We start from the raw sequence: 19,222 nt of genomic DNA, 5'->3' as shown, positions 1-19,222 counted from the left end.
CTGATTATTGGTGATCGCCAATCGGTGAAACCTCATGCCCTATTTTTTTCGTCGAAACCTTTTCCTGCAGGAACTGGAACATCACAAAAAGTACCGGGATGATGAATACCCCCAGGATAACCCCCGTGAGCATCCCGCCCACAGCGCCCGTACCGATCGACCTGTTCCCCAGCGCGGAAGCGCCTTGCGCCCTGAGCAGGGGCAACAGCCCCACGATAAAGGCAAAAGAGGTCATCAGGATGGGCCGGAGCCGCAACTGGGCTGCCTCCAGGGCCGAGGCCACCAGGGTCATCCCCGCCCGCCGGCGCTGGACCGCGTATTCCACGATCAGGATGGCGTTCTTCGCAAGCAACCCGATCAGCATGATAAGGCTCACCTGTACATAGATGTTGTTGTCCACGCCCATCAATTTGATAAAGGCAAAGACCCCAAACACCCCTACCGGGATCGTCAGCACGACCGCCAGCGGCAGGATATAGCTCTCGTATTGGGCCGACAACAGGAAGTAGACAAAGATCAGGCTCAGCATAAAGATGAAGATCATCTGCGACCCTGCTTTCACTTCCTCCCGTGTCATCCCCGTCCATTCGGTGGCATACCCCCTGGGCAGCACCTGCTGGGCGGTTTCCTCAATGGCCTTGATCGCATCCCCGGTGCTGTACCCCGGTTTGGGGACCCCGTTGATGGTAACGGCGTTGTAGAGGTTGTTCCGCGTCACCGTTTCCGGTCCGTAGACGCGTTTGAGGGTGACCAGTTGGTTCACGGGGACCATGTTCCCCTGGGCGTTCTTGACATACACATTGTCCAGGGAACTGGGATCGGCCCTGTACTGTATGTCGGCCTGCGCCATCACGCGGTAGTATTTGCCAAACCGGTTGAAGTCGTCGACAAAAGAGCTACCATAGTAGATCTGCATCGTTTGCAACAGGTCGCTGATCGAAACGTTGAGCTGTTTGGCCTTGGCGTCATCCACTTCGATCATATACTGAGGGTTACCCGACGCAAAGGTGGTAAACGCATAGGCGATCTCTTTGCGTTGCATGAGCGCCCCGATAAACTGCCAGGCGGTACCGCCCAGCTTGTCGAGGGAACCGTTGTTCTGATCCTGGAGCATGAATTCGAAACCGGCCACGTTCCCAAAACCCTGGATGGTCGGGAAGGTAAAGAAGAACGCGTGTGCGTCTTTGACCTGCATCGCGACCTTCATCGTGAGCTCGTTCGACACGGCTTCCATATCCTTGATCGGTCCCCGTTCGTCCCGGGGTTTCATCCGGATAAAACCCGCTCCATAAGGCGCCGCGTTGGCGTTGGAGATAAAGTTCAACCCTTCGATGGTATAGTGCCGGTCGGTCACCGGGTCGTTGTTGACGATGTTGGAGATTTCCTCCAACGCCTTGTGCGTCTGCGCCAGCGAGCTGCCCGGGGGCGTGCTTGCTGCGTAGAGAACGAAGCCCTGGTCTTCCGTCGGGATAAACCCGGTGGGCGTGCGCTGCATCATCATGTACGTCACCGCCGCGATGATGACAAGAGCGCCGATAGCGATCCAACGCCGTTTGAACAGAAAGCGGAGGCTGGCCAGGTAGCGGTTTGTCATCGCCTTGAAACCGGCGTTGAAGGCCGTAAAGAAACGGCCCGCGATACCCTTGCGGTGTCCTTCTTCCCCTTCCGCGTGGTTGTTCTTCAGGAAGAGCGCGCAAAGCGCGGGGCTAAGCGTCAGGGCGTTCACGGCGGAGATCAGGATGGCGATGGCCAGGGTAAAGGCAAACTGCCGGTAGAATACCCCTGCCGGGCCCTGCATAAAGCCCACGGGGACGAATACCGCCGCCATCACCAGGGTGATCGACACGATGGCCCCCGAGATCTCGTTCATCGACGTGACCGTGGCTTCCCTTGCGGGCAGCCCCGTCCGCTCCATCTTCGAGTGCACGGCTTCCACCACCACGATGGCGTCGTCCACCACGATCCCGATGGCAAGCACCAGGGCGAAGAGGGTCAGCAGGTTGATGGTAAAGCCGAATAATTGGAGGAAAAAGAAGGTTCCCACGATGGCCACCGGTACTGCGATCGCCGGGATCAGCGTGGACCGGAAGTCTTGCAGGAAAAGGAAGACAACGATAAACACCAGGACGAAGGCCTCGATCAGGGTGTGTTTCACCTGGTCGATCGACGCATCCAGGAACTCCTTGGAGTTGTACATGATCGTCGCGTGTATCCCGCGGGGGAGGTCGCTCTCAAACTTTTTGACCAGTTGCTGGGCCTGGGTAAGGATGTCGTTCGCGTTCGACCCCGCCGTCTGGAAGACCGCGAAGCCGGTGGTCGGATGGCCGTTGAGCTTGCTGTTCGACGAGTACGAATACGCGCCGAATTCCACCCGGGCCACGTCCTTGAGCCGGATCACCGATCCATCCGGGTTCGCCCGGATGACGATGTTTTCATAGTCTTCGTTGTTGTTGAGCTTCCCCTTATACTTGAGGACGTATTCATAGATCTGCGAGCTGCTTTGCCCGAAACGGCCCGGGGCCACTTCAAGGCTTTGTTCCTTGATCGCGTTCGTGACGTCCATGGGCGCCATATTGTAGGCCGCCAGCCGGTCCGGTTTCAGCCAGATCCGCATGGAATAGTCCTTGGCCCCGAAGATCTGGGCGTCACCCACACCGGGGATACGCTGGACCTTGGGGATCAGGTTGATCTTGACATAGTTTTGCAGGAACGTTTCATCATAAGCGCTGTCCGTGGAATAAACGCCCACGAACATGATGATGCTGTTCTGTTGTTTTTGCGTGGAGATCCCCGACTGGGTTACTTCGGTGGGGAGCTGGCTCGTCGCCTTTGACACGCGGTTCTGGACGTTCACCGACGCGATGTCCGGGTTCGTCCCTTGTTTGAAGTAAACCGACAGCGTCATCGAGCCGTCGTTGGACGAGTTGGAGGTCATGTAGGTCATGTTCTCCACCCCGTTGATCGCTTCTTCCAGGGGTGTCGCCACCGACCGCGCCACGACTTCCGCATTCGCCCCAGGGTAGTTGGCCGAAACCACTACGCAAGGCGGCGCGATGTCCGGGAAGAGCGTGATGGGGAGCGTAGAGAGCGATAATATCCCCAGTAACAGCAATATGATAGACACGACCGTTGATAACACCGGTCTTTCGATAAATCGTCTGAGCATGTAAGATGATTTTTTTTACAGCGGACTTGCTTTTAACAAACTGTCCAATGAAATAACCTGGGGTACGATCACCGCCCCGTCCTTCAGACGGTCCAGCCCCGTATACACGACCTTATCGCCATCCTTCAAACCACCCGATACCAGGTAATAATTCCCGCTACGGCCGCTGACCGTCAACGGACGCATCGCTACCTTGTTCGAGTCACCTACCGTAAAGGCCAGCACTTTGTCCTGCATTTCGAAGGTCGACTCCTGGGGCACGACCAGCACCGAAGACTGGGGACCCGGGATACGGACGCGGCCCGTATTCCCAGAGCGGAGCAACCCGTTCGGGTTGGGGAATGTCACCCGGAAAGGAATCGATCCCAGCGTACGGTCAAACTGACCTTCCACGGTTTCTACCTTCCCCGTTTGGGCATACACACTCCCATCGGCCAGCACCAGTTGAACAGGTGGGATCTGGCGGAGTTTTTCTTCCACCGTGGCGCCCTTGTACCGGTTCTTAAAGTCCAGGAATTGTTTTTCACTCATCGAGAAATAGGCATACACCTCGTCCACCTGCGACAAGACCGTCAGGGCCTGAGCGTCGTTCTTCCCCACCAGGCTTCCCGTTTTGAAAGGAATCCTGCCCAGGTAGCCGTCGACCGGGGCCGCGACAGTAGTATAGCCCACGTTGATCTGGGCGCTCGTGACCAGGGCTTCCGCCTGGGCCACACCGGCCTTTGCCGCGTCCAGGGAGGCCTGGGCCGTTTTCAGTTGTACGTCCGAAACGACGCCCCCGGATACCAGCGGGGTCAGTTTGTTGACATTGATCTGTGCATTTTCCTGCGCTGCCTTTGCCGAGAGCAGGTTTGCTTTTGCATTGTCCAATTGCGACTGGTATACCTTGTCGTCGATCTGGAAAAGGGGCTGTCCCTTGTGCACAAAAGCGCCTTCATCCTGGTAGATGCGCACCAGGTAGCCGTCCACCTGCGGGCGGATGTCTACGTTGCGCGTCCCTTCCAGGGAAGCCGTGTACTCATCGTTGGTCGCGGCCTCGGCCGGATGCACCGCAAACACAGGCAAAGCCTGGGGCGGAGGCGCTTGCATCCCGTTGCTGGCCACCGAATCTGTACAACCTGACAGGAAGGCTGTCAGTGCGAAAAGCCCTCCTATTACAGTCATCCAGTTCTTCATTCGCTTAGTTACGAGCATGGTTTGATGTTTTAACGTTGTTATACTATTTTACAGTGTTAAGTTATCAAGAAGAAAATGCGGGCGGCGCTTATGCCGTCGGGTGCTGTTTTTGGGCGGCCTTGTGCCGCCTTTGCAGGCTTGCCGCCGCCTATTCGGCTTTGCAGCCTTTTATATCGATAATGATTGCCCGGAGCGCGTCCTTCAGGATGGACCGGTTTACGTCCAGGGATAGGGTGCCTTTACGGACGATGTTTAAAGAGATCAACCCGTGCACCACCGCCCAGAAAGTATAAAAGCGGCGACAGGGGTCTTCATGGGGGTTTTTACTTTCGGCGATCAGTTTTGCCAGCGATTCGTCCAACAGATCGGTTGTCTTTTCCGCGTCCCGGATCGATGCTTCCAACTGGCAACAGTCTACATCCACTCCATACATCAACTGGTAGTAGGCCTGGTGCTCAAAGGCAAAGTCCCAATAGGCCATCCACATCGCTTCCAGTTGCAAGGCCGGGTCGTCGTGTTTTGCCCTCGCCTCTCTTACTTTGGCGCTCAGGATACGGAAACCCTGGCACGTCAGTTCTTTCAGGATCGCTTCCTTATTCTCGAAATACCCGTAGATTATGGGAGCCGTATATTCGATGGCATCCGCGATTTTTCTCATCGACAACGCATGCCATCCTTCTTCTTGCACTATCTGCCAGGAGGCCTCCAGTATCCGACACCGCACTTCCTCCTTCAATCGTTGTTTGCGCTCCAGGGTCCCCATTCTTTAAGGGTATTAATTTTTTTAACGCCGTTAAAAATTCATGAGACAAAGGTAGACAGAAAACAATTCCGTCAAAATATTTTTTTTAACAAATGTCCAACTTTCATAAAAAAAGCTCCCGAAACGGGTGGTACCCCGGGGGCTATCCCATTAATTTAGAGCAGCTTACTTCTGAATTCCTGGTATCATGCAATCAACCTTCAGGATCCTCGTCACGGCGGGGGCACTTTTTTGTTCGTCCATGGGGCATGCCCAAACTCCACCGGCGTTCCAACGCTACTATGACTATTTTATCAGCGAAAACGGGCGGCTTTTATGCTACCGGCCCGACCCGTCGGCCAACCGGTACTACCTCCTCCGGAACGATACAGACTCCACCCATTTGTTCAATCCCCGTGGGGAAACTTTTCTTCCCCACAAAGTCATCGTCCCCGGTGCCCATGTTTGCATCCTGCCGTCCCCCCTACCCCTGCGGCGCATCCGCCGGGGCCGCATCACCGATAAGATGATCCGCGATTACTTCGTCCCCATCCTGCCCCCTTCTGTCCTCGGCCGGATCCGCCAACGGATCCCCGACGACGGCCGCCATCGCGACGACCGGATCGATGGGAAAGAATACGGAGGATATTATCATTTGTTTTCCGACCAGATCGATACCATATTGCCGGGCCCCCTCCAAAATCCCTGCGAAGACAGCATCATCGCCATCACCATGGACGACTCCGCGTACTCTTTCCACAGCCACCCCAGCGCCCAGGCCGTCCTCAAACCCGGCTACGTCTGCACCTTCCGGTCCCCGCCTTCCCTCCGCGACCAACAGGCTTCCCACTTTATCAATTATGTCTACGGTATGCGGGAGCACGTTATTTATGTCACCTGCCCCGACGGCGTCGTCGCCTGGGTCCGTTTCCGAATCTTTTCCAAACGGAGCCTCAAAAGGACCGGCCGGGGGCTGAACTATTTTTTCATCGCGCCGCCCAGGTGGTCGCTGCCGCTATCGCCCCGCGACCCCGATGGCCGGCAATAGGGAATAACGCATCTTTGCAACACAATAAAGTTGTCTATGAATCTATCTGATCTGCGGCACTTCTACGCCAGGGACCTCGCCCGGTTGCGCGAAGAAATCGGCGCCTATACTTCCGAAGAAGCCCTCTGGCGTGTCGGGGGGCACATCCTCAATTCCGGCGCGAACCTCAGCATGCACCTCGTGGGTAATCTAAATACCTATATAGGCGCCCGTTTGGGACAAACCGGCTATGTCCGCGACCGCCCCTTCGAATTTGCGGGTAAGAACATCCCCCAGGCCAAACTCATCGCCCAGGTCAACGAGGTCGCCGTCATTGTAGATCGCACGCTTGAAGCGTTAACACCTGAGGAGCTTGAAAAAGAATACCCTGAAGCCTACAACGGCGAGCGCGTCACCACCGGGTATTTCCTGTTGCACCTGGCGTTGCACCTCAATTATCACCTGGGGCAGGTGAATTATCACCGGAGGTTGCTCGACGTGTAGGCGCGCGCGGCTGGGCGCGGCGGGCGGCGGGCGTTGCGCGGCGGGCTTTTGCCCGCGTGGCACGGCCTTCGCTATTGCGCCGTGGCCCACTTCGCCAGGTAATCCTTGGCCAGCTCGCGGCAGGCTTCGAAGTCGCCCCGGGTCATGGACACGCTGTGTTTGTTCAATTCCTTGCGCAGGATCTGCAAGTCCGACATCATATTGGCGTTGGAACCAAAGTCGTTTTCGATATTCTTGCGGGTGAATTCCTTCACGGGGCCATCCAGGGTGCGGGCATACATAAAGATCCCGTCCAGGTTGGCGTTGCCATTGTACCCCGTTTGTTTGCGCTCGTCCATCATCAGGTAGAACGGCGGCGCCTTTGCGATGACGGCCAGGTACTCCTTGGCAGACTTCAGGTAGACGTAGGCGATGTTGTTGCTTTTAAAACCAAAGATCGCCCCCACCGGGAACTCCTGGTAGTCTTTGTTGACGGGCGAAGTCCTGACGCGGACGGTCCCGTAAGCGGCATAGTCGATCGGGAACCAGGACAGCAGGCCCTTTTCTTCCACGCTAAAGGTATTGCCGTAGGCGACCAGTCCTTTGTCGAAGTGATCCTTCGTCATAAATACACCGGAAGCGGAAATCGTATCAAAAACGGGGCCCGTGGGCGGGCCGTAGGCGGGGTTGCCGTAGGCTTGCGTGGGCGTGCCATACGCTTGCGTGCCGTTCGCGGGTGCGCTCTGGGCGGGCGTCGTCATCGCGGTGCCTGCGGGCGCGGCTGTGGCGGGCGCGCCATATCCAGGCGCAGCGGTGGCGGGCGCACCATATCCAGGCGCGGTGGTGCCGGGCGCGGTAGCCGGCGCTGTATACGCGGGCGCCGGTGCCTGGCGGGGCGTGCCCCCCGCTACCAGCGGGCAGATGGGATGGATCCACACGCCTTCGGCGGCTTCCGGCCACTGGTCGGGGTATTGGGAAACGCTAAAGCCGACGTTGTTCGTGATCAGCAGTTGAGAAAACAGGGAATCGTTGGGCGGCGTATTCTGGCAAAAAAAGATCGGGATCAGCAGCTTTCTGACTTTTCCCTGGCGCATCCACTGACCGTTGGTGCCCTTTAATGCCCAGGTGATCTGGCCGGCCATGTCGGGCGGGGTGGCAGTGAGGAAAGCGATGTCGGTGACCGTATCCGCTCCGGCGGGGATGGTCAGTGACACAAAGTAGCCCCGGGAATAGTCGTTGACCAGCAACCGGGCCGCGCCATCCAGGTTTTGTTCACACAAACGGCTGAGGGCTTTATAGCCACCCTTGAAGCCGATCAGGTCTACGTCTCCCTGCGCGTAACCCTTACCGTTAGCAAATGTACACATCACTAACAGTAGAAGGGTGATCCTGGTCAGCGCGCTGCTTTCTTTGGTCATGCTGTTTGTTAATTTACGCGACAATTTAAACGAAAAAGCCAAGACCACATCAAATTAAGACAAAAACCTATCTATGAACCTGTCTCACTACGCAGGCCGACTTGCCTGTACTATCGCTATCCTTGCTTTTGGCCTTGTATCCAAGGCAACTCCGGCACCTTCGGATTTTGGTGACCACCCGTACTATCTCCATGCCCTATCCGACCTCCGGGCCGCCCGCTGGATGCTCCAGCACCGCCCCGGTAACTGGGACCAGACGGTGGACGAAGTCGAAGCGGTTCGCCAGATCGACGCCGCCATCGGCGAAATCAAAAAGGCGTCCATCGACGATGGTAAGAACCTCGAAGATCATCCGCCGGTGGACGAACACCCGGACCATCCGGGCCGGTTGCACGACGCGGTTGACTTCCTCAAAAAGGCACGCCGGGACATCAGCCACGACGAAGACAACGCGTTCGCTCAAGGTCTTCAGATGCGGGCGTACGACCACATCGACCGGGCCCTCGGCGCGGTGCGGCGGGCGATCCATGCCAATGGATGGTAGCAGCGACGGCGGCAGCGCAGCGTTGGCGACAGCGCCAGTGCGGCGCTGATGAGCGCCAGCAACGGCGCGCGCGCGGCAAAAAATTGTTAAAAAAAACTCCGGCCACAAGCCGGAGTTTTTCATTTTAGGAAACCAGGGCTTCCTTTAGCTTTTGGAGGACACCCTCGTAGGGCTCGCTGACGGGTATAACGTGGTCCTTTTCGGAATTAAAATACACAAAAGTGAATTTGCCCCGTTCGTCGTCGTTGGGCAGGACGTAGGTGATGTTGTTTGCGTTGACCAAAACGGCTTTTCCATCCTTCTCGTGCGTGAGTTCAATAAATGTCGTCTTCATATCATTTAATGTTTAGGAATGTCGGGCAAACTTCTTGCCAGGCTGGCGCCATGGCCACAACGTGCGACAGATTGGCGGGTGGCGGAAACGCTCCAGGAGCACCCAATCCGCGCCCAAAATAGACAGACTGGTCTGTTCCTTCCATGGCAAAAAAATAGCGGTTATGGAATGAATTTTTGCAAAAGGCGTTTGGCGTCTTCGACGGGTTTGGTATTGCGGAGGAGGTAGGTCTGGTTACCGGAGCCTTCGAAGAGGTCCATGACGAACTCGGTGAGGTCGGCGGTTTCCTGGCGGCTGAGCGACGGGTTGTGGATCTTGAGGTGGGTGGCGATAAAGGCTTTGACGCCGAGCTTGTGTTCGCGGATGACGGCGGCGGCGGGGCCGTCGAGGTCGGGGAGTTCGTAGGCGATCCGTTTGAAGGAGCAGCCGCGGTAACGGTGTTCCAGGACGAGTTTCAGACGATAGTCGAACAACGCGAGGAGCATTTTCCGGCCTTCGGGTATGCCTGCGCGGAAGGCGTCGAACTCGGTCCACCATTCGTGGTCGCGTTGTTTGAGGTATTCCAGGAGGAGTTCGTCCTTGGAGCGGAACAATTGGTAAAGACTGGCTTTGGCGACGGAGGCTTCCTCGATAATTTGATTTATTCCTGTAGCCCCGTACCCCTGCTCGTAAAAGAGCCGGTAGGCGGCGGCTACGATGCGCTCCCGGGGTCCGTGCCTGGTCTTCATGACAACAAAGCTAGGAAAAGTAGAATAAACAGACAAGTCTGTTCAATTTTTCTTTTTATTTTGGGCGCAAACCACCTGCTTATGTTTATCGGTCACTTCGGATTGGGCATGGGTGCCAAACGGTTGGACCCCAAACCCTCGCTCGGTACCTTATTGATGGCGGCACAGTTCCTGGACCTGCTGTGGCCTCTTTTCCTGATCCTTGGCTGGGAAAAGGTGGCCGTCGCGCCGCATCAACCGCCCTTGCTGTCGCTTGACTTTTCCTACTATCCTTATTCGCATAGCCTGGTCTTTGCATTGATCTGGTCGGTTTTGTTCGGGGGCGTATATTATGCGATCCGCCGTGACCGCGGTACGGCCTTGCTGTTGGGCGCCCTGGTCTTCAGCCATTGGGCGTTGGACTACCTGACCCATATACCGGACCTTCCCCTCTCGCCCTGGAGCGATACCAAAGTGGGGCTGGGTCTCTGGAATTCGCAGGCGGCAACGATTGGCGCGGAAAGCATCCTCTTCGCGGGGGGCATTGCCCTTTACCTGAGCCGCACCAGGGCAAAGAGCTGGATAGGACATCTGTCCTTTTGGTCCCTTGTGCTTTTGCTCGCTGCCTTTTATGCCTCGGGTTTTTTCAGTCCCCCACCCTCTTCCACAGACGGAATGGGTTGGATGGGGATGATCCAGTGGATTCTGATCCTTTGGGGATATTGGATCGACCGGACGCGAACGGTGATTTAATCATCCGTTAACGCCGGTGGACCTTATGGTGGGTTCGTTATCTTTGTCCGGCTATGAGCTTTGCTTACCAAAATGCCTTTTACTTTCTCGGCGTTGCGCTGGCTTATATCGTTTCCTTTCTTTTGTTCAGGTCCCCGGTGGGGCAGCGGTCTACAAACAGCCTGTTGGGCATTGCCTTTTTTTCGATGGGCTGGTACAATATGATCTACCTGTTCACACTAACGGGGGCGTATGCACGATTGTATTGGCTGGCGGGCTGGGGACCACCCCTTGTTTTCCTGATTTCGCCTTGTGCCTATTTGTATGTGCGCCAGACCCTGAAGCGAAAAAACGGACTCGATCGCCGGGACTGGCTTCACTTCTTACCCTTCCTGATTTTTTTTATCGACCTGCTCCCTTTTAACCTGGGACTATCGACCATTAGCAAGGCGGAGTATGTCGGGCACGCCCTCCATGATTACAACCAGTTTTACCAGCAGCGGATCTCGGTCATTCCGCTCCGGTGGCACTTCATCCTGAGACCGGCGCAGGCGATCACTTACTTGTTTTTCCAGTGGCGGTTGTTGCTACAGGGCCGTTTGGGGGGATCGAAACGGATTTTCCGCTGGCTGCTGATCCTTACGGTGATGCAAACCTTTTTTTACGTCAGTCTCGCCTTGCTGACGTACCGCGGATTGTCGACGGGGATAGGGCTTTATATCGCGAAGGACTATAACTACCTTCTTTATCCGTTGTATGCTTGTTTCCTTTTGGCAACGGTGACACTCCTTTCCTATCCGGAAGCGCTTTATGGGCTAAGACACGAAGAAAAGAAACCGGCCGTGACCGTTACTACGATACCGGTGAACCTGCCGGTGGCGACCGCGCCGGATCCAGTGACGACCCTGCCGGTGGCGCCTGCCCCGGGGCTGGTGACGCAGGCGGCGGAACCGGAGCCTCCGCGGCCCGTCAACGGCAAAGTGATTTCCCAATACCTCCCCATCCTGGAGGCGCACCTTGAAACCGACAAACCTTACCTCCAGGCCAAGTGGTCCATACAGGACATGGCGGTGGCGACCCGGATCCCTGTCCACCAGTTGTCCTATATCATCAACCAGCATTATAAGGTCCGGTATACCGACCTGATGAACCAATACCGGGTGGAACACGCCAAGACCCTTTTTGCCGAGGGGGTCTGGAAGGAACTCTCGCTGGAAGGGCTGGGCAAAAGGGCCGGTTTCTCGAACCGGACCAACTTCTTCCTGGTGTTTAAAAAAATCACGGGTCAAAGCCCGTCGGACTACCTGAATAGTCTAAAATCGAAGGATCTTGGTTAAATCTTAAGGGGATTTATCCTTCCAAACGCTCCTAAATGTGGTCTCCCTTGACATTTCTTCTATTTTCGTGGCCGTTATGCGGGCACGTGTCCGTGGAATGCTTACCTCTGAACAATGTGTTGCTGCCATAACCCCCACCCGCCTCATGGCGGGTGTTTTGTTTGCCGCTCATCCCAACCGCCACCCGGGCAGGAAAAGAAATCCCCTATTTTTATCATACACCAATAAGTTGTAAGACATGAGTAAAACACATACGATCGTACGTATGGCATTGATGACGGGTCTCCTCACGGGTGGTTTCGCGGGAGCAGTCATGGCGCAAAAGGATGGCAAAACACCGCCGGGCACGCTTGAACTCAATATCGATTCGGCCGTGGTCACCCACCATGAAGTAACGATCAAAGGGCAGCACATCCCTTATACGGCGACGGCGGGCACCATGCCTGTTTGGGACGAAGACGGCAAACCCGTCGCAGGGGTGTTCTTCACCTATTACGAGCGTTCGGATGTCAAAGACCAGTCGACGCGTCCGCTGGTGATCTCGTTTAACGGCGGACCGGGCACACCCTCTGTTTGGATGGAGATCGGCTATACCGGTCCCCGCCGGCTCAACATCGACGACGAAGGGTACCCGATTCAACCGTATGGTGTACAGGAAAACCCTAATTCCATCCTCGACGTGGCGGACATCGTCTATGTGGACCCGGTCAACACGGGGTATTCCCGTCCCGTCAGCAAGGATATCCCGACCACTCAATTCTTTGGCGTCAACGAAGACATCAAATACCTCGCGGGTTGGATCAGTACTTTTGTGACACGGAAAAACCGGTGGGCGTCACCCAAGTTCCTCATCGGGGAAAGCTATGGGACGACCCGCGTGTCCGGTCTAGCGCTCGAACTCCAGGATGCGCAGTGGATGTACCTCAACGGCGTCGTCCTGGTTTCCCCCACCGACCTTGGTATCGACCGGAACGGACCGGTAGGTATGGCGCTCCGGCTGCCCTATTTTGCCGCCACCGCCTGGTATCATAAAGCACTCGCGCAGGACCTCCAGCAAAAGGACCTGACCGCGTTTCTTCCGGAAGTCGAGGACTTCACCATCCACGAACTCATCCCGGCCCTGAGCCAGGGCGGCTTCCTGGACGAAACGGCCCGGCACAGTATCGCCGAAAAGATATCCCGCTATTCGGGTTTGTCCGTGGACGCCATCCTGGCGCACAACCTGGACATCCCGTATGACTTTTTCTGGAAGGAACTGTTGCGTGACAAAGGCTATACCGTCGGCCGCCTGGACTCCCGCTACAAGGGGATCGACCGGGAAAAGGCGGGTGAAGGCCCGGACTTCAATGCAGAGCTGACGTCCTGGCTGCATTCCTTTACGCCTGCCATGCAGATCTATATGCGCAACGAGCTCGGCTACAAAACCGACCTGAAGTATAATATGTTTGGAAAAGTCTGGCCGTGGGACGACAAGAACGACCATGTAGGCGAAAACCTGCGCCAGGCGCTGGCCGAAAACCCCTCCCTCCACCTGCTCATCCAGTCGGGTTACTATGACGGCGCCTGTGATTACTTCAACGCGAAGTACAGCCTCTGGCAACTCGACCCGAGCGGACGGCTGAAGGACCGGCTGCACTGGGAAGGCTACCGGAGCGGGCACATGCTGTACCTGCGCAAACCGGACCTGGAAGCGGCGACAGAGAACCTCCGGAAGTTTATTGCGGAGTCGACGCCGAAGCCGGGGGAGCCGTCGAAATATTAAGCTCAACTCAAGGGCGCCTTTTACCGGCGCCCTTTTTTTTACACATGATTTAAAAGAAAAGAAGCATCGATTCCCAACTTCTGATGCGCCGCCTTTAGAAATGCTATATCCGGCGCGCGTTTGCCGGAAAGTATTTGGGACAGCTTGGGCTCGCTCAGTCCCATTAATTGAGCCAATTCCTTTTGTTTTAAACGACGTTCGTACATTTTTAGTTCGATCATGCCTTCGATAGTGACAGGGGCTGGTATCGTATACCTTTCCTTTTCATATTGCTGAGCAGCAAAGGCCATCTCCCTCAAATGCTCAGATTCAGCCTTTGATAAATTTTTTTCGCCTTTATTCATCAAAGACAGTATCTCTTCCATTGTTTTGCCATATTGGGCTTCGGTCGCAATGGGTGTCTTCTCTTTCATTGTCTTAATTTTTAAAACGAACCAAGGCGATCAATCTATAGTGGTTCCCTTTTATATTGAAAACATACCGATCGTTGCCGACGGCGTCCACCGAATTAAATACCGACCTTAATTCGTTGAAATGTGCGAAAATCGTCCTATAACTGATCACTACCATCACCAGCCCATCTCACGTGCGTAAAGGTAATAAAATTTCATTTTGTGAAATTAAATTTCTTTTAAAACAATGATTTTTTACAATTCCCCCCACCCCGCCCTGGCGAGCTTTGTCTCCTTAAATCATTAAAAAAATGAGCATTGCAAGTACATTGGGCCTGGTGGCCTTGTGTTCGCTAATGTCCTTTCAGGAGGGAAAAACAATGAACACAAACAAAGAAGTTGTCAGCGAGCTGTACGAGCTCCTGAACACCCGGCAGTTGGATCAGTTGGACCGGATCGTCGATTCCAACTGTGAGGGCCCCAACGGGGAAAAAGGTGCCGAAGGGTTTGAACACACGGTGGCGCCCATTATTGCGGCTTTTCCGGACATCCATTGGACGTTGGAGGACCTGATCGCCGAGGGCGACCGGGTGGTCGTCCGTTGGGAGTGGGTGGGCACGTTCAAGGCCGCCTTCCGGGGTGTCCCGCCGACGGGGAAACGGATGACGAATCATGCGATCGGCATTTACCAGCTTAGGGACGGGAAGATCCTTCGCTCCTGGCTGGAAACCGACCGGCTGGGGTTTTTGCAGCAGTTGGGGGTGGTGCCGGAAAACGTGTCGCCGGGGGTGGCGCCAAAACCGGCGCCGGTGCAGAACTAGTGTTCCAGCAGTTTGAAACGGTACAGGTAGGGCGCCTTGTGCGCCCCTCCTCCAAACTTCTTATCGAGCCGCTCCAGGATGCCGAGCCCGAGCATCTTCCGTTGGAAGTTGGCGCGAAGCAGCGTACGGCCCAGAACGGCCTCGTATAACCGCTGGAGTTCGTTCATGGTAAAGGTTTCGGGGAGGAGGTTGGAGCCGAGGAGCTTGTAGTCGAGGTGTTGCTTCAGCGTTTCTTGCGCCTTGCGGATGATGCGGGCGTGGTCAAAAATCATGTCGGGCAGGTGTGTGACGGAATGCCAGCTGCATTCGGTCGCAAAAAAACCGGGCTGCGGATGTGCCAGGTCGTGGTTGACAAGGGCGTAATAGCTGACGGACACAAACCTCTCCCGGAGCCAGTTGCCGGGGGGCAGGTCGGCCCCGAGCGATCTGAAAAGACCTTCTCCGCGGTCTTCCCCCGTACGGTCGCGGTCCCCGAAGGTCCCGCATTGTTCCAGGAATACTTCCCCTAGGCCGGTCCTTTCGGCGAGGATGCGGTGGGCGGCTTCGTCCACCCCTTCGTCGTTACGGACGTATCCACCGGGCAGGGCGTATTGGGGAAGGTCTTTCATACGCAGCAACAGTACTTTCAGCTTGCCTTCATGAAAGCTGAATATCACGGAATCGACGGAGAGGTGTCGCAGATATTCCCCAGCCCCTTCCGCTACAAGACGGGTCAGGCTTTCGTGATCGGTTTCCTTCATGTGTTCTAATATAACCATGGCTGTGCCGATTGAAAAAAATTATTTATATTGTATCTTATCGATACAATATGCTTGTTTATGAAATGGATATTCCTAAGTACGTTTATCGCCGCGTTTGCGTTGTCAGCGGCGGGGCAAAATTTTGCCGCTCATAACGATTTAATGGCGCTGGGCGCTCCTGTGGCGCGGGGCACCTTTGCGGCGCGGGGCGCTGTTGTGGCGCCGGACGCCTTTACGGCGCAGGCCCGCGCCCTGGTGGCGCGCATGACCATAGAAGAAAAAGCCTCCCTTTGCTCGGGCCAGGATTTCTGGTCGACCCGGCCCATTGAGCGGCTGGGCCTGCCCTCGATCTATATGACAGACGGGCCTCACGGGTTGCGCAAGGACTCGTCGGGGGGCTTTGGACACACCATTCCGGCGACTTGTTTCCCGACGGCTTCGGCCCTGGCCTCGTCCTGGAACCCGGGTCTGGCTTACCAGGAGGGGGTGGCCCTGGGGGAAGAATGCCAGGCAAACAACGTCCAGATCATCCTTGGCCCGGGGGTCAACATGAAACGGTCCCCGCTGGGTGGACGGAATTTTGAATATTTTTCCGAAGACCCCAGGCTGGCCGGGGCGATGGCGGCCGCCTTGATCCGGGGCGAGCAAAGCCAGGGCGTCGGCTCCTCGCTCAAGCACTTTGCGGCCAACAACCAGGAAACCGACCGGTTTACCATGAGCTCGGACATCGATGAGCGGACCCTCCACGAACTGTACCTCCCGGCCTTCGAACGCGCGGTGACGGAGGCGCAACCGGCAACGGTGATGTGCGCCTATAACAAACTCAACGGTACGTATTGCTCCCAGAACCAGGCCTTGCTGACCGGTATCCTCCGGGACACCTGGGGCTACAAAGGTTTTGTGGTGTCCGATTGGGGCGCGGTGGATGACCGCGTGGCGGGCATCAAGGCGGGGCTGAACCTGGAAATGCCCGGGGGCAGCGACGTCAACACACAAAAGATCGTCGCGGCGGTTAAGGAAGGCCGTTTGCGTATAGCCACGCTCGACAGCCTGGTGACGACCGTCGTTGCCACCACGCTCCGGCTGCACGCCGCGCACCGGGACGGCGCCACCTATGATGCGAACGCGCACCATGCCGTGGCCCGGGCCGTGGACGACGAATGCATTGTCCTGCTCAAAAATGAAGACGGTTTGCTCCCGGTCACGGGCGACAAAACCGTGGCGGTCATCGGCGCCTTTGCCAAAACGCCTCGGTACCAGGGAGGGGGGAGTTCCCAGATCAATCCTACCCGCCTGGCGGATGTGTGGGGTGCGCTGGGTAAGGAAAAAAATTTGCACCTCTTGTATGCCCAGGGGTACCTGCCGGATGGCAGCACCAATGATACGTTACTTGCCGCGGCCTCCGCAGCCGCGGCTTCTGCGGACGTCGTGCTCGTCTTTACCGGTCTCCCCGAAAGCTATGAATCCGAAGGCTATGACCGTTCCAGCATCGACCTACCGGAGGGGCATAACCGCCTGATCGCTTCGCTGCCTGCTTCAAAAACGGTCGTCGTCCTGATGAACGGGTCCGCGGTGGCCATGCCCTGGGCAGGTCAGGTCAAAGGGATCGTCGAAGGATGGCTGGGCGGCCAGGCCGGTGGCGATGCCCTGGCAGATGTGCTGACGGGTCGCGTCAACCCTTCGGGCAAACTCTCCGAGACCTTCCCGGTCCGGCTGGAGGATACGCCCCCCTACCCGCTTTTCCCTGCAAGGGATAGGCATGCCGTCTATGGAGAAGGAAATTTTACCGGCTATCGTTTTTATGACGCCCGGCGCATCGCGCCCCTGTTCCCCTTTGGATTTGGTTTGAGCTATACCCATTTTACCTACAAAAACATTTTCGCGGACCGGGATCATATCCGGGATACGGACTCGGTGGGGATCGCTGTGACGCTCCGCAACGACGGCAACCGGGAAGGAAAGGAAGTGGTGGAACTATACGTACACGAAACAGCCGCCCCCCTCGTCCGTCCCGAACGCGAACTCAGACACTTCGCCAAGGTGGACCTGCAGCCCGGGGAAGAAACCATCGTTCACTTTCGGTTGGGGTACCGGGACTTTGCCTACTATGACCCCGCTGTCCACGACTGGCAGGTGCACACCGATGTCTTTGACATTCTTGCGGGCGGGTCCTCCAGGGACCTTCCCCTCCGGCAGTCGTTACAGGTGGAGGCCACGCGGATCAAATATCCGCCCATCACCCGGTATTCGAGCCTGAAGGAGTTGAAACAAAACCCGCGCGGCGCATCGCTTTATCCACAGTTGGTCACCGGTTTTGCCCGTTCCTTTGGCGCACCCGGTCCGGAGGATACGTCCGCCGCCGCGGTACAAGCCAGACAGCGCGCCGTTGGCGCCGTGGAGAACCTGTTGGGGGATACGCCCCTCTGTAAGTTTATCAACTTTTCCCGCGGGAAATTTAGCGAGGCGGATCTGCAGCGGATCTTGCAGGCGGCGAACCGGCCCTAACCGGGGCCCGGCGAATTCAGACCTTGAGGAACCACTTCTTTTTATAAAGGAAGTAGAGCCCGGCAAGCTGGACCAGGGTCACCGACACCGCGGTCCAAACCGGTTGCCAGACGGGCGGGGCGAAATGGATCAACCCGCCCGTCAAGGCCTGGGCCGTAAAGGCGAAGTTGACCAGCGCTTCGCTGGCAAGATAGATCAGGATGGAGTTCATGCCGATCCAGACAAAAGGTTGGGCCCAGCGTTTCCAGCCCAGGACGTCGATCACGCCATAAAAGAGGGCTAGGAAAAGGACGCTCCAGCCACCAGCGTATAGGACGAACGAGCTTGTCCACAGGCGTTTGTTGATGGGAAAGGCTTTGTCCCAGAGGAGGCCGAGGGCCAGCAGCACCAGGCCGGCGAGGGCCAGGAGGGCGGCTTTTTGGGCGGGGCGCAGTGCGGGGCGCACTGCGGGGGCAGCGTGGGCGGCGGGCGGCGCGGCGGGCGCGACAGCGCCTGCGGCGGGCGGCGCGGCGGGCACAGCGCGGGCGGCGGGCGGCGCGGCGGGCACAGCGCGGGCAGCGGGCGGCGCGGTGGGCACAGCGCGGGCGGCGGGCACAGCGGGCGGCGCGGCGGGCGCGGTGGGCACAGCGGGCGGCGCGGCGGGCGCGACAGCGCCTGCGGCGGATGCCCCGGAGGGCGCGCCCTTCAAAAACCGCCCCGCAAACACCCCCAGCAGGGCCGTCCCGACCGCCGGGATCGTCGACAAAATCCCCTCCGGATCGTGTATGCCGTCGTGCAGCCGACCGGGCAGCAACAACCGGTCGATGTAGGACTCCAGGGAACCGGGCATGGTCAACGCGCCCGCGCCGTAGCCAGGGACGGGAACCCACTCCATAAGGGCCCAGTATCCAAGAAGGAGTCCAAACCACCATACGATCAGCCAGCGCGGGCCGGTGTTGAGGTAAAGCAACCCGGCGAGGAACCACGCGATCCCGATGCGCCCCAGGACACTGGCAAAACGGGTCTGGTGGTATCCGTCGAACTTGAGCGCGCCGTTGACCACCAGACCGAGAAGGACCAGGGTCAGCATCCGGCGGATCATGGTGGGATACAACTTCCGTTTGTCTTTGCCGTCGAAGGAGAAGGGCATGGATACCCCCGCGATAAACAGGAAGAGCGGGAAAATCATGTCGTAAAACGTAAAGCCGTTCCAGACGGTGTGGTGCAACTGACCGGACATCCATACCAGCACGGGCCAGCCCGTGGCCTTGGCGAGGGTGTGGACGATCTGTTCTCCACTCATGATCCAGAACATATCAAAGCCGCGGAGGGCATCCAAAGAGGTCAGTCGGCGCAT

At 57.2% G+C, this 19,222-nt stretch carries 18 protein-coding genes; 8 read left to right on the top strand and 10 right to left on the bottom strand.

All coding sequences use genetic code 11. From position 1 onward, the window contains the following. Positions 1–4: 4 nt before the first annotated feature. The 3 genes from EDB95_RS13155 to EDB95_RS13145 form a co-directional block, all read right to left on the bottom strand. On the bottom strand, positions 5–3,166 hold the full coding sequence (locus tag EDB95_RS13155; RefSeq protein WP_133994264.1) for an efflux RND transporter permease subunit: 3,162 nt from the start codon (positions 3,164–3,166) through the stop codon (positions 5–7). Between the two features lie 15 nt (positions 3,167–3,181). After that, a complete protein-coding gene (locus EDB95_RS13150; protein ID WP_133994263.1) occupies positions 3,182–4,360 on the bottom strand; it encodes an efflux RND transporter periplasmic adaptor subunit in 1,179 nt (392 codons plus the stop codon). 130 nt (positions 4,361–4,490) lie between these two features. Further along, on the bottom strand, positions 4,491–5,105 hold the full coding sequence (locus EDB95_RS13145; RefSeq protein ID WP_133994262.1) for a TetR/AcrR family transcriptional regulator: 615 nt from the start codon (positions 5,103–5,105) through the stop codon (positions 4,491–4,493). Positions 5,106–5,292: 187 nt separating this feature from the next. Between EDB95_RS13145 and EDB95_RS13140 the strand changes: the two genes are divergently transcribed. Further along, positions 5,293–6,132, top strand: a complete 840-nt coding sequence (locus EDB95_RS13140; protein WP_133994261.1) for a hypothetical protein — start codon at positions 5,293–5,295, stop codon at positions 6,130–6,132. A 36-nt stretch (positions 6,133–6,168) separates the two neighbouring features. Beyond that, positions 6,169–6,615 (top strand): DinB family protein, encoded by a 447-nt coding sequence (locus EDB95_RS13135; protein ID WP_133994260.1) that lies wholly within the window; start codon positions 6,169–6,171, stop codon positions 6,613–6,615. A gap of 71 nt (positions 6,616–6,686) precedes the next feature. Here EDB95_RS13135 and EDB95_RS27300 read toward each other — a convergent pair whose 3' ends face one another. Next, the gene (locus EDB95_RS27300; protein WP_162852583.1) at positions 6,687–8,012 is read right to left on the bottom strand and encodes a hypothetical protein; all 1,326 of its coding nucleotides are present in this window, start codon (positions 8,010–8,012) and stop codon (positions 6,687–6,689) included. Positions 8,013–8,085: 73 nt separating this feature from the next. Here EDB95_RS27300 and EDB95_RS13120 point away from each other — a divergent pair, with 73 nt between their 5' ends. Next, positions 8,086–8,556 carry a hypothetical protein gene (locus tag EDB95_RS13120; protein ID WP_133994258.1) on the top strand — a complete coding sequence of 157 codons (471 nt, stop codon included), beginning with the start codon at positions 8,086–8,088 and terminating at the stop codon, positions 8,554–8,556. 124 nt (positions 8,557–8,680) lie between these two features. Here the strand turns inward: EDB95_RS13120 and EDB95_RS13115 are convergent, their stop codons facing one another. Continuing rightward, positions 8,681–8,890 carry a hypothetical protein gene (locus tag EDB95_RS13115; RefSeq protein WP_133994257.1) on the bottom strand — a complete coding sequence of 70 codons (210 nt, stop codon included), beginning with the start codon at positions 8,888–8,890 and terminating at the stop codon, positions 8,681–8,683. A gap of 161 nt (positions 8,891–9,051) precedes the next feature. Beyond that, positions 9,052–9,618 (bottom strand): TetR/AcrR family transcriptional regulator, encoded by a 567-nt coding sequence (locus tag EDB95_RS13110; RefSeq protein WP_133994256.1) that lies wholly within the window; start codon positions 9,616–9,618, stop codon positions 9,052–9,054. An 81-nt stretch (positions 9,619–9,699) separates the two neighbouring features. Here EDB95_RS13110 and EDB95_RS13105 point away from each other — a divergent pair, with 81 nt between their 5' ends. The 3 genes from EDB95_RS13105 to EDB95_RS13095 all read left to right on the top strand — a co-directional run bounded on the left by EDB95_RS13105 (position 9,700) and on the right by EDB95_RS13095 (position 13,428). Continuing rightward, on the top strand, positions 9,700–10,350 hold the full coding sequence (locus tag EDB95_RS13105; protein ID WP_133994255.1) for a metal-dependent hydrolase: 651 nt from the start codon (positions 9,700–9,702) through the stop codon (positions 10,348–10,350). A 53-nt stretch (positions 10,351–10,403) separates the two neighbouring features. Continuing rightward, entirely contained in the window at positions 10,404–11,666 is a 1,263-nt protein-coding gene (locus tag EDB95_RS13100; RefSeq protein WP_133994254.1) for a helix-turn-helix domain-containing protein, read from the top strand. A gap of 238 nt (positions 11,667–11,904) precedes the next feature. Beyond that, the gene (locus tag EDB95_RS13095) at positions 11,905–13,428 is read left to right on the top strand and encodes a S10 family peptidase (RefSeq protein ID WP_133994253.1); all 1,524 of its coding nucleotides are present in this window, start codon (positions 11,905–11,907) and stop codon (positions 13,426–13,428) included. Between the two features lie 38 nt (positions 13,429–13,466). On the opposite strand, the gene EDB95_RS13090 is transcribed toward EDB95_RS13095, so the two are convergent. Continuing rightward, a complete protein-coding gene (locus EDB95_RS13090) occupies positions 13,467–13,841 on the bottom strand; it encodes a helix-turn-helix domain-containing protein (RefSeq protein WP_133994252.1) in 375 nt (124 codons plus the stop codon). A gap of 4 nt (positions 13,842–13,845) precedes the next feature. After that, positions 13,846–13,998: a type II toxin-antitoxin system HigB family toxin gene (locus tag EDB95_RS28010; protein ID WP_133994251.1), complete on the bottom strand. Its 153-nt coding sequence runs from the start codon at positions 13,996–13,998 to the stop codon at positions 13,846–13,848. Between the two features lie 202 nt (positions 13,999–14,200). Here EDB95_RS28010 and EDB95_RS13080 point away from each other — a divergent pair, with 202 nt between their 5' ends. After that, positions 14,201–14,641 carry an ester cyclase gene (locus tag EDB95_RS13080; protein WP_162852582.1) on the top strand — a complete coding sequence of 147 codons (441 nt, stop codon included), beginning with the start codon at positions 14,201–14,203 and terminating at the stop codon, positions 14,639–14,641. On the opposite strand, the gene EDB95_RS13075 is transcribed toward EDB95_RS13080, so the two are convergent. Continuing rightward, entirely contained in the window at positions 14,638–15,381 is a 744-nt protein-coding gene (locus tag EDB95_RS13075) for an NUDIX hydrolase (RefSeq protein WP_133994249.1), read from the bottom strand. The two genes, EDB95_RS13080 and EDB95_RS13075, sit on opposite strands and share 4 nt — an antisense overlap. Positions 15,382–15,459: 78 nt before the next feature. On the opposite strand from EDB95_RS13075, the gene EDB95_RS13070 reads away from it, so the two are divergent. Continuing rightward, on the top strand, positions 15,460–17,886 hold the full coding sequence (locus EDB95_RS13070; protein WP_211352100.1) for a glycoside hydrolase family 3 C-terminal domain-containing protein: 2,427 nt from the start codon (positions 15,460–15,462) through the stop codon (positions 17,884–17,886). Between the two features lie 16 nt (positions 17,887–17,902). Here the strand turns inward: EDB95_RS13070 and EDB95_RS13065 are convergent, their stop codons facing one another. Then, positions 17,903–19,222 (bottom strand): acyltransferase family protein, encoded by a 1,320-nt coding sequence (locus EDB95_RS13065; RefSeq protein ID WP_133994248.1) that lies wholly within the window; start codon positions 19,220–19,222, stop codon positions 17,903–17,905.

The organism is Dinghuibacter silviterrae (genome assembly GCF_004366355.1).
Taxonomy (GTDB): Bacteria; Bacteroidota; Bacteroidia; order Chitinophagales; family Chitinophagaceae; genus Dinghuibacter; species Dinghuibacter silviterrae.
The sequence above is the reverse complement of the archived record's forward strand: the minus strand, read 5'-3'. Positions and strand labels throughout refer to the sequence as shown.

What these genes read in the sequence shown, in the direction of transcription:
- EDB95_RS13135 (WP_133994260.1), top strand. Translation starts at nt 6,169, where the DNA reads ATGAATCTATCTGATCTGCGGCACTTCTACGCCAGGGACCTCGCCCGG.
- EDB95_RS28010 (WP_133994251.1), bottom strand. Translation starts at nt 13,998, where the DNA reads ATGGTAGTGATCAGTTATAGGACGATTTTCGCACATTTCAACGAATTA.
- EDB95_RS13080 (WP_162852582.1), top strand. Translation starts at nt 14,201, where the DNA reads ATGAACACAAACAAAGAAGTTGTCAGCGAGCTGTACGAGCTCCTGAAC.
- EDB95_RS13115 (WP_133994257.1), bottom strand. Translation starts at nt 8,890, where the DNA reads ATGAAGACGACATTTATTGAACTCACGCACGAGAAGGATGGAAAAGCC.
- EDB95_RS13095 (WP_133994253.1), top strand. Translation starts at nt 11,905, where the DNA reads ATGAGTAAAACACATACGATCGTACGTATGGCATTGATGACGGGTCTC.
- EDB95_RS13140 (WP_133994261.1), top strand. Translation starts at nt 5,293, where the DNA reads ATGCAATCAACCTTCAGGATCCTCGTCACGGCGGGGGCACTTTTTTGT.
- EDB95_RS13070 (WP_211352100.1), top strand. Translation starts at nt 15,460, where the DNA reads ATGAAATGGATATTCCTAAGTACGTTTATCGCCGCGTTTGCGTTGTCA.
- EDB95_RS13155 (WP_133994264.1), bottom strand. Translation starts at nt 3,166, where the DNA reads ATGCTCAGACGATTTATCGAAAGACCGGTGTTATCAACGGTCGTGTCT.
- EDB95_RS13090 (WP_133994252.1), bottom strand. Translation starts at nt 13,841, where the DNA reads ATGAAAGAGAAGACACCCATTGCGACCGAAGCCCAATATGGCAAAACA.
- EDB95_RS13105 (WP_133994255.1), top strand. Translation starts at nt 9,700, where the DNA reads ATGTTTATCGGTCACTTCGGATTGGGCATGGGTGCCAAACGGTTGGAC.
- EDB95_RS13065 (WP_133994248.1), bottom strand. Translation starts at nt 19,222, where the DNA reads ATGCGCCGACTGACCTCTTTGGATGCCCTCCGCGGCTTTGATATGTTC.
- EDB95_RS13120 (WP_133994258.1), top strand. Translation starts at nt 8,086, where the DNA reads ATGAACCTGTCTCACTACGCAGGCCGACTTGCCTGTACTATCGCTATC.
- EDB95_RS27300 (WP_162852583.1), bottom strand. Translation starts at nt 8,012, where the DNA reads ATGACCAAAGAAAGCAGCGCGCTGACCAGGATCACCCTTCTACTGTTA.
- EDB95_RS13100 (WP_133994254.1), top strand. Translation starts at nt 10,404, where the DNA reads ATGAGCTTTGCTTACCAAAATGCCTTTTACTTTCTCGGCGTTGCGCTG.
- EDB95_RS13150 (WP_133994263.1), bottom strand. Translation starts at nt 4,360, where the DNA reads ATGCTCGTAACTAAGCGAATGAAGAACTGGATGACTGTAATAGGAGGG.
- EDB95_RS13145 (WP_133994262.1), bottom strand. Translation starts at nt 5,105, where the DNA reads ATGGGGACCCTGGAGCGCAAACAACGATTGAAGGAGGAAGTGCGGTGT.
- EDB95_RS13075 (WP_133994249.1), bottom strand. Translation starts at nt 15,381, where the DNA reads ATGAAGGAAACCGATCACGAAAGCCTGACCCGTCTTGTAGCGGAAGGG.
- EDB95_RS13110 (WP_133994256.1), bottom strand. Translation starts at nt 9,618, where the DNA reads ATGAAGACCAGGCACGGACCCCGGGAGCGCATCGTAGCCGCCGCCTAC.